General features: G+C 57.6%; 12 protein-coding genes. 5 read left to right on the top strand and 7 right to left on the bottom strand.

Features of this window, described 5'->3' with window-relative positions; genetic code table 11:
• Positions 1 to 24: 24 nt before the first annotated feature.
• The 3 genes from V6N02_RS05785 (at position 25) to lpdA (ending at position 3481) form a co-directional block, all read left to right on the top strand.
• On the top strand, positions 25 to 1287 hold the full coding sequence (locus tag V6N02_RS05785; protein ID WP_371224541.1) for an MFS transporter: 1263 nt from the start codon (positions 25 to 27) through the stop codon (positions 1285 to 1287).
• Between the two features lie 92 nt (positions 1288 to 1379).
• Positions 1380 to 1964 (top strand): DUF924 family protein, encoded by a 585-nt coding sequence (locus V6N02_RS05780; protein WP_371224540.1) that lies wholly within the window; start codon positions 1380 to 1382, stop codon positions 1962 to 1964.
• Positions 1965 to 2086: 122 nt separating this feature from the next.
• Positions 2087 to 3481, top strand: coding sequence for a dihydrolipoyl dehydrogenase (gene lpdA / locus V6N02_RS05775; RefSeq protein WP_371224539.1), 1395 nt, complete (start codon positions 2087 to 2089; stop codon positions 3479 to 3481).
• A gap of 20 nt (positions 3482 to 3501) precedes the next feature.
• Here the strand turns inward: lpdA and V6N02_RS05770 are convergent, their stop codons facing one another.
• Complete coding sequence (locus tag V6N02_RS05770) at positions 3502 to 5043, bottom strand: calcium-binding protein (protein ID WP_371224538.1); 1542 nt, start codon at positions 5041 to 5043, stop codon at positions 3502 to 3504.
• 212 nt (positions 5044 to 5255) lie between these two features.
• On the opposite strand from V6N02_RS05770, the gene V6N02_RS05765 reads away from it, so the two are divergent.
• Together V6N02_RS05765 and uvrA are read left to right on the top strand one after the other, a co-directional pair.
• Complete coding sequence (locus tag V6N02_RS05765; protein ID WP_371224537.1) at positions 5256 to 5822, top strand: methyltransferase domain-containing protein; 567 nt, start codon at positions 5256 to 5258, stop codon at positions 5820 to 5822.
• A 116-nt stretch (positions 5823 to 5938) separates the two neighbouring features.
• Positions 5939 to 8797 (top strand): excinuclease ABC subunit UvrA, encoded by a 2859-nt coding sequence (gene uvrA, locus V6N02_RS05760; protein ID WP_371224536.1) that lies wholly within the window; start codon positions 5939 to 5941, stop codon positions 8795 to 8797.
• A 27-nt stretch (positions 8798 to 8824) separates the two neighbouring features.
• On the opposite strand, the gene V6N02_RS05755 is transcribed toward uvrA, so the two are convergent.
• From V6N02_RS05755 to V6N02_RS05730, 6 genes are all read right to left on the bottom strand, one after another.
• Positions 8825 to 9028: a YgaP family membrane protein gene (locus V6N02_RS05755; RefSeq protein WP_371224535.1), complete on the bottom strand. Its 204-nt coding sequence runs from the start codon at positions 9026 to 9028 to the stop codon at positions 8825 to 8827.
• Positions 9029 to 9120: 92 nt separating this feature from the next.
• Positions 9121 to 10785, bottom strand: coding sequence for a glycosyltransferase family 4 protein (locus V6N02_RS05750; RefSeq protein WP_371224534.1), 1665 nt, complete (start codon positions 10783 to 10785; stop codon positions 9121 to 9123).
• Positions 10786 to 10850: 65 nt separating this feature from the next.
• The gene (gene mmsB, locus V6N02_RS05745; RefSeq protein WP_371224533.1) at positions 10851 to 11726 is read right to left on the bottom strand and encodes a 3-hydroxyisobutyrate dehydrogenase; all 876 of its coding nucleotides are present in this window, start codon (positions 11724 to 11726) and stop codon (positions 10851 to 10853) included.
• The gene (locus tag V6N02_RS05740; RefSeq protein ID WP_371224532.1) at positions 11723 to 12775 is read right to left on the bottom strand and encodes an enoyl-CoA hydratase/isomerase family protein; all 1053 of its coding nucleotides are present in this window, start codon (positions 12773 to 12775) and stop codon (positions 11723 to 11725) included. The genes mmsB and V6N02_RS05740 overlap by 4 nt, the downstream gene beginning before the upstream one ends.
• Entirely contained in the window at positions 12772 to 13914 is a 1143-nt protein-coding gene (locus V6N02_RS05735) for an acyl-CoA dehydrogenase family protein (protein WP_371224531.1), read from the bottom strand. The genes V6N02_RS05740 and V6N02_RS05735 overlap by 4 nt, the downstream gene beginning before the upstream one ends.
• 80 nt (positions 13915 to 13994) lie before the next feature.
• The gene (locus tag V6N02_RS05730) at positions 13995 to 15128 is read right to left on the bottom strand and encodes a carboxylate-amine ligase (protein ID WP_371224530.1); all 1134 of its coding nucleotides are present in this window, start codon (positions 15126 to 15128) and stop codon (positions 13995 to 13997) included.
• Positions 15129 to 15195 lie beyond the last annotated feature (67 nt).

Below are 15195 nucleotides of genomic sequence, written 5' to 3'. Positions count from 1 at the left end.
CGCCTCTCTTCAGGAGTGAATGCCATGATCAACGTGCTGCGCAGCGCATGGGCGCTTTTGCTTGGCATGATGCTTTTGCAGGTCGGTAATGGCATGCAAAGCACCCTGTTGGGTATCCGCGGCGAGATCGAGGGGTTTTCGACCCTCGAGATGTCGCTGGTGATGTCGGGCTATTTCGTTGGTTTCCTGTTTGGCTCGCGCATGGCGCCCGACATGATCCGCCGGGTCGGGCATGTCCGGGTGTTCGCCGCGCTTGGCTCGCTGATTTCGGCGGTGATGATCATGTATCCGCTCTGGACTGATCCTTATGCCTGGGGCGCGGCGCGTATCCTTATCGGCTTCTGTTTTTCGGGCGTTTATGTGACGGCGGAAAGCTGGTTGAACGATGCGGCGGATAATGAGAACCGGGGCAAGGCGCTGTCGCTCTACATGATCATGCAAATGGTTGGGATCGTCTCGGCCCAAGCGCTGATTCTGGTGGCCGATCCGGGTGGTTTTATCCTGTTCATCATCCCGTCGATCCTGGTCTCTCTAGCCTTTGCGCCGATCCTGCTCTCGATTTCACCCACGCCTGCCTTTTCCACCACGAAGCCTCTTAGCCTTTTGGAAATACTCAAGATTTCACCACTGGGCTGCGTCGGCATGTTCCTGTTGGGTGGCATCTTCTCGGCCCAGTTCGGTATGGCGCCGGTCTATGGCACCAAGGCCGGGCTGAGCGTGGCGGAAATCTCGACTTTCGTGTCGATGTTCTTCGTATCGGCGCTGTTGCTGCAATACCCGATTGGCTGGGTATCAGACCGGATGGATCGTCGCGTTTTGATCTTCATCGTGTCAATCGTGTTGGGATTGGGAAGCCTTCTGGGGGCGATGCTTGGCGGGTACTTCGTCGTGTTGCTGGCGGCTGCGGTGTTGATTGGCGGCATGTCCAACCCGCTCTATTCACTGCTGATCGCCTATACCAACGACTTTCTGGATCACGATGATATGGCGGCGGCAGCCGGTGGTCTTGTCTTCATCAACGGGTTGGGGGCCGTTGCCGGCCCCCTAATCACCGGTTGGTTGATGGGGCTTGTCGGGGCTTGGGGTTTCTTCCTGTTTATTGGGGTTCTGGCCTTCAGCATGGCCGGATATGCCGCCTACCGGATGACACAACGGGCCGCGCCGTCGGTGGACGATACCGAAAGCTATGCACCGGTGATGCCGTCCGCCTCGCCGCTGACGGTGGAATATGCCCAGGAATACGCCATCGAAGTGGCCCAAGAGCAACAGGACGAGCCAGATTCCTAATATGTCGTGTTGAAGCAAAACGTTACTGTTCCTATCTGCCCGGCTGACGTTAACGTTTTATGAAGCAGTTGCGACAAAGCGAGGAGCCTCGGATGGTTGCGCCGGAAGATGTGTTGAGTTTTTGGTTGGACGAGATCGGCGAGAAGGGATGGTACAATCCCCCCGATGGTCTTGATGATGACATCACCAATCGGTATTCCGATGCCTGGCACAGCGCAAACGACGGCACTTATGGCCTCTGGCTGACCTACCCATCCGGCACCTTGGCGTACATCATTCTGATGGACCAGTTTCCCCGCAATATGTTCCGAAACACAGGGCAGGCCTTTGCCACCGACAAGCCCGCACTGGCCGCCGCCAAGGTTGCGATCCATCGCAAATGGGACATGCGGATCGACGAACCTGCCCGGCAGTTTTTCTACCTTCCCCTGATGCATTCCGAGAACCTGTGCGATCAGGATCGCTGTGTGCGCCTGATGTGCGAACGCATGCCCAAGGGCGGAGAGGATAATCTGCTTCATGCCCGTGCGCATCGCGAAGTGATCCGCGAGTTTGGTCGCTTCCCCTATCGCAACGAAGCCCTGGGTCGTGCATCGACAAAGCTCGAACAGGAGTATGTTGCTTCCGGGGGCTATGCCAAAACCCTGCGCAGCCTGCAGACCAGCCAGGCCGCGTAAACCCGCATTTCCTCACAGACAATTACGTGGAACCGCGCTATATTGGCGCGGAGATACGTGGCGCGTTGTCGTGCGCAAAAAAATAGTTTAATACCAAACTAAATTTTGGGACGGAGAGAAACATGGCCGCTAAGACCTTTGATATGATCGTAATCGGCGCGGGCCCGGGGGGCTATGTTGCGGCCATTCGGGGTGCACAGCTGGGCCTGAACGTGGCCGTGGTGGAACGTGAGCATATGGGCGGGATCTGCCTGAACTGGGGCTGTATCCCGACCAAGGCGATGCTGCGCAGTTCGGAAGTGTTTCACCTGATGCACCGCGCGAAAGAGTTCGGGCTGAAGGCCGATGGCATCGGCTATGATCTGGACGCGGTGGTCAAACGCTCGCGTGCGGTTGCAAAACAGCTGAACGGTGGCGTGGCGCATTTGCTGAAGAAGAACAAGGTGACCGCCATGATGGGCGAGGCCACCCTGACCGGCAAAGGCAAGGTGTCGGTCAAAACCGATAAGGGCACGGAAGAGCTGACGGCCAAGAATATCGTTGTGGCCACCGGCGCGCGCGCGCGTGAGCTGCCCGGGCTTGAGGCCGATGGTGATCTGGTCTGGACCTATAAACACGCGCTGGTGCCGCCGCGTATGCCCAAGAAGCTGTTGGTCATCGGATCGGGTGCGATCGGGATCGAATTTGCCAGCTTTTACAACACGCTGGGTGCGGACACGACCGTGGTCGAAGTGATGGATCGTATCCTGCCCGTGGAAGATGCCGAAATCGCCGCCTTCGCCAAGAAATCCTTTGTCAAACAGGGCATGACCATCATGGAAAAAGCCATGGTCAAGCAATTGGACCGCGGTAAAGGCAAGGTCACCGCGCATATCGAGATGGGCGGTAAGGTTGAGAAGCACGAGTTTGACACCGTGATTTCCGCTGTCGGGATTGTCGGGAATGTCGAGGGGTTGGGGCTTGAAGAGATGGGCGTAAAGGTAGACCGCACCCATGTCGTCACCGACCCGCATTGCCGCACCGGGGTTGAGGGTATCTATGCCATCGGTGACGTGGCCGGTGCCCCTTGGTTGGCGCACAAAGCCAGCCACGAAGGTGTTATGGTGGCTGAGCTGATTGCAGGCGGCAAACCCCACGCGGTAGATCCGGACAGCATCGCGGGTTGCACCTATTGCCACCCGCAAGTGGCGAGCGTGGGCCTGACCGAAGCGCAGGCCAAGGAAAAGGGCATGGCAATCAAGGTTGGCCGCTTCCCCTTCATGGGCAACGGCAAGGCGATTGCGCTGGGTGAGCCCGAAGGCATGATCAAAACCGTGTTTGACGCCAAGACCGGCGAACTTCTGGGGGCCCATATGGTGGGTGCCGAAGTGACCGAACTGATCCAGGGCTATGTGGTGGGGCGCCAGTTGGAAACCACCGAAGAAGACCTGATGAACACCGTCTTCCCGCATCCCACCTTGAGCGAAATGATGCACGAGTCGGTTCTGGACGCCTATGACCGGGTGATCCACATCTGACGTTCGGTGCCCGGCTGCGTTCAGAGATTGAACGTCTCGAATACGCCGGTTTGAGGTGCGACATGCTCCACTTCCAGGGCCGGTGCTTGCGGATCGTCTTCTAGCGCCGGGAAGCCGTCTTGCGAGATGATCTGGCCATCGGACACAGCGCGCACGTGGATGCTGTCCAGATTGATATCGGCCGGCGTGACCCCGTTGAGCAAGATGAATTCCTCCTGCGCGTCAGGATCGTTTGGCGTTGTGCTGAAATCCGTATCATCCGGAAGCGCGATGCGCAGAGCCGTGGCTGGCCCGTCTGCATTCGAGATGTCGATAAGTTCGATCTCAAGCTCGATGGGCGCATCAGGCAGTTGGCCGTCAACGGTCGGAAACACGTCGAAATCGACGATCAATGTATCTTCGCTGCTGTCAAAATCGTTGATTTCAACGCGCGGCACATTCGATGCCAGCTCTGACACAGTGCCGTCATCGTTGAAGTCGTTGAAGAGGCTGCGGGTTTCCACAAACATCGTGTCTGCGCCCTCGCCACCGTTGACCATCACGACGCTGGTGATGTCCCTTGCATCTATCGTGTCATCGCCCTCGCCCCCCAAATAGTTGGCCTGACCGAAGTCGCTGACGAAGGTAGTGGCATTTGGTCCGGTGATCACATCGTCGCCAGCACCTCCGTCATAGGTGCGCTCGTCATTGATGTCAGCGCCGCCTGATCCGGCGTGAATCGTGTCATCGCCTTCGCCACCATAAAGATTGCTGAACTGTCCGGTTAGAACGTCATCGCCGTCATCGCCGAACACATTGGTTGCAACGCCTTCAAGGTGATCATCTCCGTCGCCGCCCGAGATCGTAAAGTTCGAGCTTGTGCCAGGAAAAAAGTCCGGCAGAAGCCGCTCAATAGCGTCCTGGCCATTGCCGAAAATCGTGTCGTCGCCTTCATCGCCAAAGCCGTTGCCCTGTAGAACGGTGATCACATCGTCGCCATCACCCCCGTGCAGATTGTTGCCAGCCTCCACCACATGGGGCGGAATTTCACGGGGTTCAAACGTGCCGTCCCCACCAAGGTCGACGAACTCTTCAGCGATGTCACCCAGCAAAGCTTCGTCCCAGTTTGACAGTACGTCTTCGCCGTCGCCGCCAAACCCGTCTCCATCGGTTACAAGGATCGTGTCATTCCCTCCCTCGCCAAAGAGATCTCCACCGTCCTCCAAAGTTACGCGCAGAATACTTTGTCCGCCGCCAATACCACGAAAGCTGCCGTCCGTGTTGATCGACCCATCAATCAGCAAATCGTCGCCATTGCCGCCGAACAATTGATCGTCGCCGCCTTCGCCGCGCAATGTGTCGTTGCCATCAAGCCCAGAGATTGTGTCATCCCCATCAAGGCCGAAAAAGCTTTCGTCCTCATCGGTTCCCATCAGCAGGTCATCCATCGTCGAGCCCGTGATCTCGATGTCATCCGGGGGCGTATCGTCCTCTGAGGTCGATGAGCTGTCGCCCGAAGCAATGCTGTCTATGATAAGGCCTGCTGTACCGACTGCGGCCAAGACGAGAAGAAATGAAAACATACCCGTGGATACCTTTTTGAACTCGTTCAAGATTCTTTGATGGCAGGGCCACTCTACTGGTCTATGCGACATCTTAAAGGATACAGGGTGCTTTTTTGTGTCCAAAACAATCACGGTTTGTTTCCAAAACGGATGCAAATACCACTCGACCTCTTTTCAACGAAAGATTGATCTGTGAACATATGAACGTTCTTCAGCGAGAAGTAGTTTGAATGGCCAGTTTGAATCGTATCGTCATGTCGCGAACGTCGCGCACTTGGTTCAAAAACCTGGACCTTGCGTCGATGGATGCTGCTGAAATCTCAGGCAAGCATGGCGGTCGCTATACGTTTAAAAGCTACAAGAGATTTCGTTATCCAAAGCATGATATCTGTGCCGGGCCTTTTACCAATGCCCGCGGTGATATCCTGCAATATGACATCATCCTCGCCAATCAGGTCTGGGAGCATCTGGACCGGCCTTATGCCGCCACCTGCAATGTGCTCGATATGTTGCGTCCCGGCGGGTATTTCTGGATCGCGGTGCCGTTTTTCGTTCCCTATCACGGCGCACCGGTGGATAATTCGCGCTGGTCCGCGCGGGGCCTGAAGAACCTGTTGATCGAAGCGGGTTTTGCCGAAGAACACATTCGCGCCGAGCAATGGGGCAACCGCGCCGCCGCCCTGCGGAATTTCGAGACGCCTTGGCCGCCCCCCTATGACGAGGGCACGGACGATCTGAACAATGATCCCGATTTCCCGATCTGCGCCTGGGCGCTGGCACAGAAAGTCGAAAGCTGATGACATCCTATGTCAGTAACGGTGTCGAATTGCGCCCGTTCACACTTTGTTCACAATTTTATCTTGGAAGACGACGCGCGCTCAACTATCTGTAATCCACCTGAGCGGGGATGCAGATGGCCGAGTTGAAAAATATCGAAGTGCGTGGTGCGCGAGAGCACAATCTCAAGTCCATTGACGTGGATATTCCGCGTGATCAACTTGTTGTAATCACTGGGCTTTCCGGATCCGGAAAATCCTCTCTGGCATTCGACACGATCTATGCCGAGGGCCAGCGCCGCTATGTAGAATCACTCTCGGCCTATGCGCGCCAGTTCCTCGACATGATGGAAAAGCCCGATGTGGATCACATCAGCGGTCTCAGTCCTGCGATTTCCATCGAGCAAAAGACCACCAGTAAGAACCCACGCTCGACCGTCGGCACCGTGACCGAGATTTACGACTACATGCGCCTGTTGTTCGCGCGTGTCGGCACGCCCTATTCTCCCGCCACCGGCAAGCCCATCGAGGCGCAGCAGGTGCAGGACATGGTTGACCGTGTCATGGCGATGGAGGAGGGCACGCGCGCTTTCCTGCTGGCCCCCATCGTGCGGGATCGGAAGGGGGAATATCGCAAGGAATTCCTTGAGTTGCGCAAGTCGGGTTTTCAACGCGTCAAGGTCGATGGGGCCTTTCACGAGCTCGATGATCCACCCGTTCTCGACAAGAAATTTCGTCACGACATCGATGTTGTGATCGACCGGCTGGTGATCAAGGAAGGGCTGGAAACGCGGTTGGCCGATAGTTTCCGCACAGCCCTTGATCTGGCCGATGGTATTGCGATCCTCGAGACGGCACCGAAAGATGGCGAGCCCGAGCGCATCACTTTTTCCGAGAAGTTTGCTTGCCCGGTCAGCGGCTTTACTATCCCCGAGATTGAGCCGCGCCTGTTTTCTTTCAACGCGCCCTTCGGGGCCTGCCCGGATTGCGACGGCCTGGGGATGGAGCTGTTCTTTGACGAACGCCTCGTGGTGCCTGACGAGGCGTTGAAAATCTATGACGGCGCGTTGGCTCCCTGGCGCAAAGGCAAATCGCCCTACTTCCTGCAAACCATTGAGGCGATTGCCAAACACTACGAGTTTGATCCCAAGACACCGTGGAAGGATGTGCCGAAACATATCCAACAGGTGTTCCTCTATGGCTCGGGCGATGAAGAAATCCAGTTCCGCTATGACGAAGGCGGACGCGTCTATCAGGTTTCGCGCGTTTTCGAAGGGGTGATCCCCAACATGGAGCGCCGTTATCGCGAAACCGATAGCAACTGGATCCGTGAAGAGTTTGAACGCTACCAGAACAACCGCCCTTGCGGGACCTGCGAAGGATACCGGCTGCGGGAAGAGGCTCTGGCGGTCAAAATAGCCGGCCTGCATGTCGGGCAGGTTGTGCAGATGAGCATCCGCGAGGCGTTCGACTGGTGCGAAACCGTGCCTGCCGCGCTGACCAAACAGAAGAACGAGATTGCCCGCGCGATTTTGAAAGAAATTCGCGAACGGCTTGGTTTCCTGAACAATGTTGGCCTGGAATATCTCACACTCAGCCGCAATGCGGGCACGCTGTCGGGCGGGGAAAGCCAACGCATTCGACTTGCCAGCCAGATCGGCTCGGGTCTGACCGGTGTGCTCTACGTGCTGGACGAACCCTCCATCGGACTGCACCAGCGCGACAACGGCCGCCTGCTTGAAACACTGAAAAACCTTCGGGATCAAGGCAATACCGTGATTGTCGTCGAACATGATGAAGAAGCTGTGCGCACCGCAGACTACGTGTTTGACATTGGCCCCGGGGCCGGGGTGCATGGTGGCAAGGTGGTCAGTCACGGCACGCCAGAGCATGTGGCCAGTGATGCCGCATCGATCACGGGGCAGTACCTGTCCGGCACTCGCGAGATTTCAATCCCGTCCACGCGACGCAAGGGAAATGGGAAAAAGCTGAGCGTTATCAAAGCGACAGGGAACAACCTCAAAAAGGTGTCTGCCGATTTCCCGTTGGGCAAATTCGTTTGTGTGACGGGCGTGTCCGGTGGTGGGAAATCGACCTTGACGATCGAGACGCTGTTCAAAACAGCGTCGATGCGCCTGAATGGCGCGCGCCAGACGCCTGCGCCCTGTGAGACGATCAAGGGGCTTGAGCATTTGGACAAGGTCATTGATATCGACCAGCGCCCCATCGGCCGTACCCCCCGGTCAAACCCGGCCACCTATACCGGGGCCTTTACACCGATCCGCGATTGGTTTGCCGGTCTGCCCGAGGCCAAGGCCCGCGGCTACAAGCCGGGGAGGTTCAGCTTCAACGTCAAAGGCGGGCGCTGCGAGGCCTGTCAGGGCGACGGCGTGATCAAGATCGAGATGCATTTCCTGCCCGATGTCTACGTCACCTGCGAGACCTGCCAGGGCGCGCGTTACAATCGCGAAACTTTGGAAATTAAGTTTAAAGGCAAGAGCATAGCAGACGTTCTTGATATGACAGTTGAAGACGCACAGGGCTTTTTCAAGGCTGTTCCCAGCATCCGCGACAAGATGGATGCGCTGGCCCGGGTCGGGCTGGGCTACATCAAGGTGGGTCAACAGGCCACGACCCTGTCAGGTGGCGAAGCGCAACGCGTGAAACTGTCGAAAGAGCTGAGCAAACGCTCGACAGGACGGACGCTTTACATCCTGGACGAGCCTACGACGGGCCTTCATTTCGAGGATGTGCGCAAGCTGCTTGAGGTGCTGCACGAACTGGTTGAGGGCGGTAACACCGTTGTCGTGATCGAGCATAATCTCGACGTGGTGAAAACCGCCGATCATATCATCGACATTGGCCCAGAGGGGGGGGATGGCGGCGGTGAGATCGTCGCCACCGGAACGCCAGAACAGGTCGCGGAAGAACCACGAAGTCATACGGGCCGCTACCTCAAAGAGATGCTGAACGCACGAAAAGTGGCGGCAGAGTAGGTCCCAAGTCCACTCTGTCGACAGTTACTATTTTTCGGTTTTGCAAGTGCTTACGCCGAGGATCGAGTAGGCCGGACAATTGCCCATCAATCCTGTGACCAGCGGAACAAGGCCGATAAGGTAAAGCCACCGATAGGTTGCGTCAGCGTTCAGGAAGAATCCGGCCAACAAGGCAACCCCAATCACCACACGCAGACCGCGTTCGATCTTACCAACATTTCTTTTTAGCATTGATATCTCCACAACTCACGCCCCTGTCACGGGGCCTTTGACTGCGCTCATTATCACATGCATAAATATGAATGTCTTTGATCTGGATCGAATTAAGCCGTCACATCTTCATGTCTGGCCAACCCGTACTTCATGAGGAAGACACACGCCCGCTCGACCCGGATCGCGGGTAGATTACAGATTGCAGACAGGGTGTCCGCATCTGCCCCGCCGGGCCCTGCCGCGCGCAACGCCTCAAGCACTTTTGTGACCCGATTGGCGGGCTCGAAGAACTGTTTCAAGGTTTCAAAACGACGTGCATCGTAGAGCGCCTCCATGTCCAGCGCGTTATCAGTGGCATAGAAACGCCCCTGGGCCGGTTTGATCTGCTGCGTGGGGTAGGCGCGAAACAGTGACATCGGCGAGGGGGCCATCGGTACTGGCCCGCGTCGTTTGTCGACCCCGGCAGCGGCGCGGATATCGGACAGTTCCGCCCAGAGATCCTGCATCTGTGGGATCACGACAGACCAGTCATAAAGGGTACGCGCGCGCGCGCGTCCGTCGGCGCCCATCCGGGCACGCAGATCAGGATTGGTAGCCAGATCAACGAACGCCCGGATCATGGTCGGCATGTCGGCGGCTGTCATCGCCGAGGCGTTGTTGCCATATTGCGCGTAACTCTGCCGACCCACCTGATAGCGCCACGATTCAAGCCCGGTATGGGTGCCTGAAACAGTGGTGGTCGGCACACGAATACCCACCTCATCGCTGATCGTATCGCGCATGCCATCCCAATCGGTGGTCACCACGGGCAAGCCGGCAGCCATCGCCTCAATCGGGGCAAGGCCAAAAGTTTCCTGTATGTTATCAATGGGAAAGGTGAAGATATCGGCGCCGGAAAGGGTCTCTTTTCGGGCCGTTGCGTCCATCCCATCCAGATGCAGATAACTGACATCTGGCATCAGCGTCCTGGCACATCCATCGAAGACTCGTTCGCTGTGGGTGTCGCCGTAAATCCCGCAGGCCAGCATGTGCAGTCTCGTGCCTTTGGGCAGTTGAGATTGTGCCTGTTGCAGCGCCAGGAACAGCGGGCCGGGATCGAATTTACCGTAAGGTACCAGCCGCGACAGGGTTGCGACCACGATGTCTTTTTCGCCCCATCCCATCCGGCGGCGCAGGGCCGAACCGGCTTTCTCATCCGGGGCAAAGGCATCGCAATCAATACCCAGCGGGATGACCGGCATCTGCGGTCGCGGCGGTACTTTGCCGAACCGTTCGCGCAGATGCCGCTCGGCCAGGTCCATGTTATAGCTGGTGGCGGCATGCACAGCCTTCGAGGTGCAAATCACCGCATCCCATTCCGCCTGAGGCCCCGCGCGCAGGTCGAACATGCCCTGCATCACCGCCGTGGTTGCCGTGGTATGGGTGATGCCGCAGATCGACCAGGCATTCATGCCAAAGCGTTGGCGCAACCAGCATTGCTCGGCGTAGTTGGGAGAGGGATAATACAATGTCCCCACCGGGGCCATCCCGCCGGGCGCGTCGGTGTAAACCGCGCGGTGGGGCAGGTCGCGGCCCGATTGCGACAGACGCTTGGCGAAGGCTGCTTCGCTCTTGCTGCCCTTGGTGAGCGAGACGAACTCGTCCACATTCGCGTGGCAAAAAAATCCGTTCAGGAAGGATGCACCTGCAACGCGGCGGCCATTTAACCCTTTGTTCTCAGGATCGTATCCATCGTCGGCGTACCAGATCACCGCGTTGCGATCAGAAATGCTCATGCTTGGCCCTGTCGTTTTGGGGCCAAGATAGCGGGCCGTACGGCCCCGTCATAGCGCAAAAGCGGTTAGCCCGAGTGTCCGCGCTTTTCAAACCGGGGCAACATCGCCGAGAAATCGCGTCCCGCGCCGTCCTCTTCCTCAACAAACTGCGCATAGAGCTGTGTGGCGGCCTGCCCAAGTGGAGTATCCGCATCGGCAGCCTTGGCTGCTTGCAGTGCCAGCCGAAGGTCCTTCAACATCAGATCGGCGGCAAAACCGGGTTGATAATCATTATCTGCCGGTGAGGTCGGTCCGATACCCGGGGCAGGGCAGTAGGCGTTCATGCTCCAGGAATAGCCGGAAGAGGTCGAGACGACATCAAACATGGCCTGCCGATCCAGACCCAGCTTGTCTGCCAGGGCAAAGGCTTCGCAGGTGACGATCATGGTGGCTCCCAGAATCATGTTGTTGCAGATCTTGGCGGCTTGCCCATTGCCGGAAGGGCCACAATGAACTGCCTTTTGCCCCATGATATCAAACAATTCAGAAGCAATGTTAAACCCTGCTTCGTCGCCCCCTACCATGAATGTCAACGTGCCATTGGTGGCCCCGCCGACACCGCCGGACACAGGTGCATCCAGGGCCGACAATCCTGCCGCCTGCGCCTGATCCGCCACGGCGCGTGCGCTTTGGACATCCACGGTCGAACAATCCAGCAAAACTGCGCCTGCCTGCATCACCGGGATGATCTGATCGGCGACGGCGCGCAGAATTTGCCCGTTGGGCAGCATTGTGACAACCACGTCGCGATCCGTCGCAGCCTCAGAGGCTGACGCGGCGCTGGCAACGCCCTCGATGCTGACGCCCGCCGTGTCAAACCCGGTGACCTGATGGCCCGCCTTTGCAAGATTGGCGGCCATAGGTCCGCCCATGTTACCCAAACCGATAAAGCCGATATTCATGAGATTTCCTTCGTGTTTTCAAAGGTTAAGCTATCAGTGCCCAGCGGCATGAGCATTTTGGTCGCCGCCAGTGCAGGGGGCGCATCAAGGCTGTGTTGCCACTGTGGCGCGCGATCTTTGTCGATGACGGCAGCGCGGATGCCTTCCAGAAAATCGCCGTGTTCCATCGCACGAAAGGTGAAACGGTATTCCAGTTCCAGGGCTTTGCGAATATCTGCGGTAGGCCCGCGCAAGCGGTGGATCATCTCGATCGCACAGGCCATCGACAGCGGTGAGTTTCGGGCAAGCTTTTTCAGAGTTTCGGCGGCAAATACGCTGTCGTCGGACCGTAAAGAGTTCAGAATGTCGATCAGGGTCTCACCCATGAAATGCGTGTCGATCTGCGTTTGCAGATCCCGCAAGCCAGCTTGAGGAGGCGTTGCGCTCTGCGCGCCAATCGTGGATGGGTCACCTGTCTGTTCCAACGTGGCGATCAGTGATGGCCACTGCGTCTCGGAGACATAAGTATCTGCAAAACAGCAATAAATTGCGTCTGATGCATCCATTCGAGCCGCCGTTGTCCCGAGATATTCGCCTATCCGCCCCGGTGCGCGGGCGAGGATAAGCGATCCACCCACATCAGGCACAAGACCGATGCCGACTTCGGGCATGGCGATCTGGCTGCTTTCTCCGACGATGCGGTGCGAACCGTGACAGGAAATGCCAACCCCGCCGCCCATGGTGAAGCCTTGCATGAAGGCGATGTAGGGTTTGGGGTATTCAGCGATCTTGGCGTTCAGACGGTATTCATCACGCCAGAACCGTTGCCCATAGGCAAAATCCCCGGCGCGCCCAGTGTCATATAATTGTTGGATATCGCCGCCCGCGCAAAACGCCTTGTCGCCCTCGGCGTCGATGATCACCAGTTTGACGGAGTCATTTGCCGCCCACTCGTCCAGCGCCTTTTCGATGAGGGTTGCCATGTCGTAAGTCATGGCGTTCAACGCCTGAGGGCGGGTGAGGGTGATACGCCCGGCACACCCGGTTACACGGATTGAAATGTCGCTCATGTTTCGGCCAGCAGTTGCCGCGCCACGATCAGGCGCATGATTTCATTTGTGCCTTCCAGAATCTCGTGCACCCGCAAATCGCGGACCAGTTTTTCGATTCCGTAGTCGGCCAGATATCCATACCCGCCATGCAGTTGCAGGCATTGATTGGCCGTGTTGCTGCCGGTCTCGGTAACAAAGCGTTTGGCCATGGCGCAGAACTTGGTCGCATCCGGCGCGCCGGTATCCAGCTTCCACGCAGCCTGGCGCAGGAAGGTACGCGCGGCTTGCAGTTCAATCTCCAGATCAGCCAGTCGGAATTGTAGCGCCTGGAACTGATCAATCGGTTTTCCAAAGGCTTTGCGTTCGCGCATGTAAGCCCGCGTTGAGTCGAGTGCAGTTTGCGCAGCACCCAGCGAGCAGGCGGAAATGTTCAAACGACCGCCATCCAGGCCAGACATCGCATATGTGAAACCCTTTCCTTCAATTCCTATCAAATTTTCGGATAAAATATCGCAATTGTCGAACTGCACTTGCCGGGTTGGTTGGCTGCGCCAGCCCATTTTGTCTTCCAATCCGCCAAAACTCAGACCTTTTGCGCCGTCTTCAACATAAACGGTTGAGACCCCTTTGGGACCGTCTTCGCCGGTGCGCACCATCACCACATAGGCGTCCGAATACCCCCCGCCCGAGATGAACGCCTTAGTGCCATTCAGGCGGTATCCTTCATTGGTTCGCTCCGCCCGGGTTTTGAGGGCTGCGGCATCTGACCCTGATCCCGGTTCTGTCAGGCAATAGGACAGTACGGTTTGCATCGACAACACGTCCGGAAGCAATCGCGCTTTCATGTCGTCGCTGGCATACATGTCGATCATCTTGGCGCACATATTGTGGATCGACAGGAAGGCCGCGACCGACGGACAGGCCATCGACAGCGCCTCGAAGACCAGTGTTGCATCCAGCCGGGTCAGGCCGGAACCGCCGCTGTCCTCGGATACGTAAAGCCCGCCAAAGCCCAGTTCGGCGATTTGTGGCCAAAGCTCTTTCGGGATGGTGCCTTCACGTTCCCACTGTTGCGCGAAGGGCGCGATATTGTCCTGCCCAAAGGCATAAGCCATGTCGAAAATGGCGGTCTGCTCTTCGCTCAGCGCGAAATCCATGGTCGTCCCCCCGGAGTGCTTGAATTGAACATGTGTTTAATTACGAAACCTTGCAGGAGTTTTGCAAGAGGGCAGCCCGATCAGAGATCGGCGTGATATTCCTCGATCAGATGGCGCACGACCGCGCGCAGGGCGCCAGCAGTGTCATCTTCGGCTTCGATGGCGTCGGTAAAGGCGTGTCGTTGGCGCCCGGCGCTGGATTGGCTGCTTATCATCTCGCGGGCGGTTTCGATTTCGGCGACCGAGTCGAAGAACAGTGCATCCTCGGCGACCAGTTCAAACATCTCTTCCAGTAATTCATCAAAGGGCACGATTTCTCCCCGGCCAAAGTCAATCAGGCCGCGAGTGGTGCCGTAGCGTTGGGCACGCCAGCGGTTCTCGGCCAGAAGGAAACTGTCATAGGTGCGCCAGCGCTGGTTGTGTTGTGCCAATCGCCACAGCATGCGTGTAAGGGCTTGGGTTAGCGCCGCCAGCGTCAAGGTGTGTTCAAGCCGGGGCTGGACATCACAAATCCGGCTTTCCAGCGTTGGAAACTTCGAGGAAGGCCGCAAATCCCACCAGATTTTCGAGCTGTCTTCGATCACGCCCAGATCCGTCAGGATGTGAACCGAGCGTTCAAATTCACCAAAACTGTCCATTTGGGGTGGCAGGCCGGTGCGGGGCAGGTTGTCAAATACGGTCAAGCGATAGCTGGCCAGCCCGGTGTCATGCCCTTGCCAGAAGGGCGAGGAACAACTGAGCGCCAGCAGATGCGGCAGGAAATAGCTGAGCTGGTTGATCAGGTCGATGCGCCGGTCCGGATCGCCGATGCCCACATGCACATGCATCCCGCAGATCAGCATGCGCTGTACCACGCCCGCCAGATCCGAAGACAGGTCGTTGTAGCGGTCCTTGTCCGTATGGGCCTGATCGCGCCAGTCGGAAAACGGATGGCATGAGGCCGCAATCGGCGCAAGGTTGTGCTCGGCGGCATGTTTCGACACACAGGCGCGCAGGCGTTTGAGGTCGTCGCGGGCCTCGTCCACGGTGCGGCAGACCTTGGTGCCGATCTCGATCTGGCACTTGAGGAATTCAGGCGCGACCTGATCCTGCAGTTCCGCGGCACATGCCTCCATCAACCCATCTGGCGCCTCGGCCAGAGCGAGGCTGTCGCGGTCCACCAGCAGGTATTCTTCTTCGATGCCGATGGTGAAATCAGGGCTGGTGTCGGCCATTTTGCGTGCTCCGCGTTGGTTATCTGCCTAGCAAAGCGCGGAAATGTCGGGGTGCCAAGGACTAATT

Source organism: Roseovarius conchicola (genome assembly GCF_041403425.1).
GTDB classification, from domain to species: domain Bacteria; phylum Pseudomonadota; class Alphaproteobacteria; order Rhodobacterales; family Rhodobacteraceae; genus Roseovarius; species Roseovarius conchicola.
The sequence above is the reverse complement of the archived record's forward strand: the minus strand, read 5'-3'. Positions and strand labels throughout refer to the sequence as shown.

What these genes read in the sequence shown, in the direction of transcription:
- V6N02_RS05755 (WP_371224535.1), bottom strand. Translation starts at nt 9,028, where the DNA reads ATGCTAAAAAGAAATGTTGGTAAGATCGAACGCGGTCTGCGTGTGGTG.
- mmsB (WP_371224533.1), bottom strand. Translation starts at nt 11,726, where the DNA reads ATGAATATCGGCTTTATCGGTTTGGGTAACATGGGCGGACCTATGGCC.
- lpdA (WP_371224539.1), top strand. Translation starts at nt 2,087, where the DNA reads ATGGCCGCTAAGACCTTTGATATGATCGTAATCGGCGCGGGCCCGGGG.
- V6N02_RS05750 (WP_371224534.1), bottom strand. Translation starts at nt 10,785, where the DNA reads ATGAGCATTTCTGATCGCAACGCGGTGATCTGGTACGCCGACGATGGA.
- V6N02_RS05735 (WP_371224531.1), bottom strand. Translation starts at nt 13,914, where the DNA reads ATGGATTTCGCGCTGAGCGAAGAGCAGACCGCCATTTTCGACATGGCT.
- V6N02_RS05765 (WP_371224537.1), top strand. Translation starts at nt 5,256, where the DNA reads ATGGCCAGTTTGAATCGTATCGTCATGTCGCGAACGTCGCGCACTTGG.
- V6N02_RS05785 (WP_371224541.1), top strand. Translation starts at nt 25, where the DNA reads ATGATCAACGTGCTGCGCAGCGCATGGGCGCTTTTGCTTGGCATGATG.
- uvrA (WP_371224536.1), top strand. Translation starts at nt 5,939, where the DNA reads ATGGCCGAGTTGAAAAATATCGAAGTGCGTGGTGCGCGAGAGCACAAT.
- V6N02_RS05780 (WP_371224540.1), top strand. Translation starts at nt 1,380, where the DNA reads ATGGTTGCGCCGGAAGATGTGTTGAGTTTTTGGTTGGACGAGATCGGC.
- V6N02_RS05730 (WP_371224530.1), bottom strand. Translation starts at nt 15,128, where the DNA reads ATGGCCGACACCAGCCCTGATTTCACCATCGGCATCGAAGAAGAATAC.
- V6N02_RS05740 (WP_371224532.1), bottom strand. Translation starts at nt 12,775, where the DNA reads ATGAGCGACATTTCAATCCGTGTAACCGGGTGTGCCGGGCGTATCACC.
- V6N02_RS05770 (WP_371224538.1), bottom strand. Translation starts at nt 5,043, where the DNA reads ATGTTTTCATTTCTTCTCGTCTTGGCCGCAGTCGGTACAGCAGGCCTT.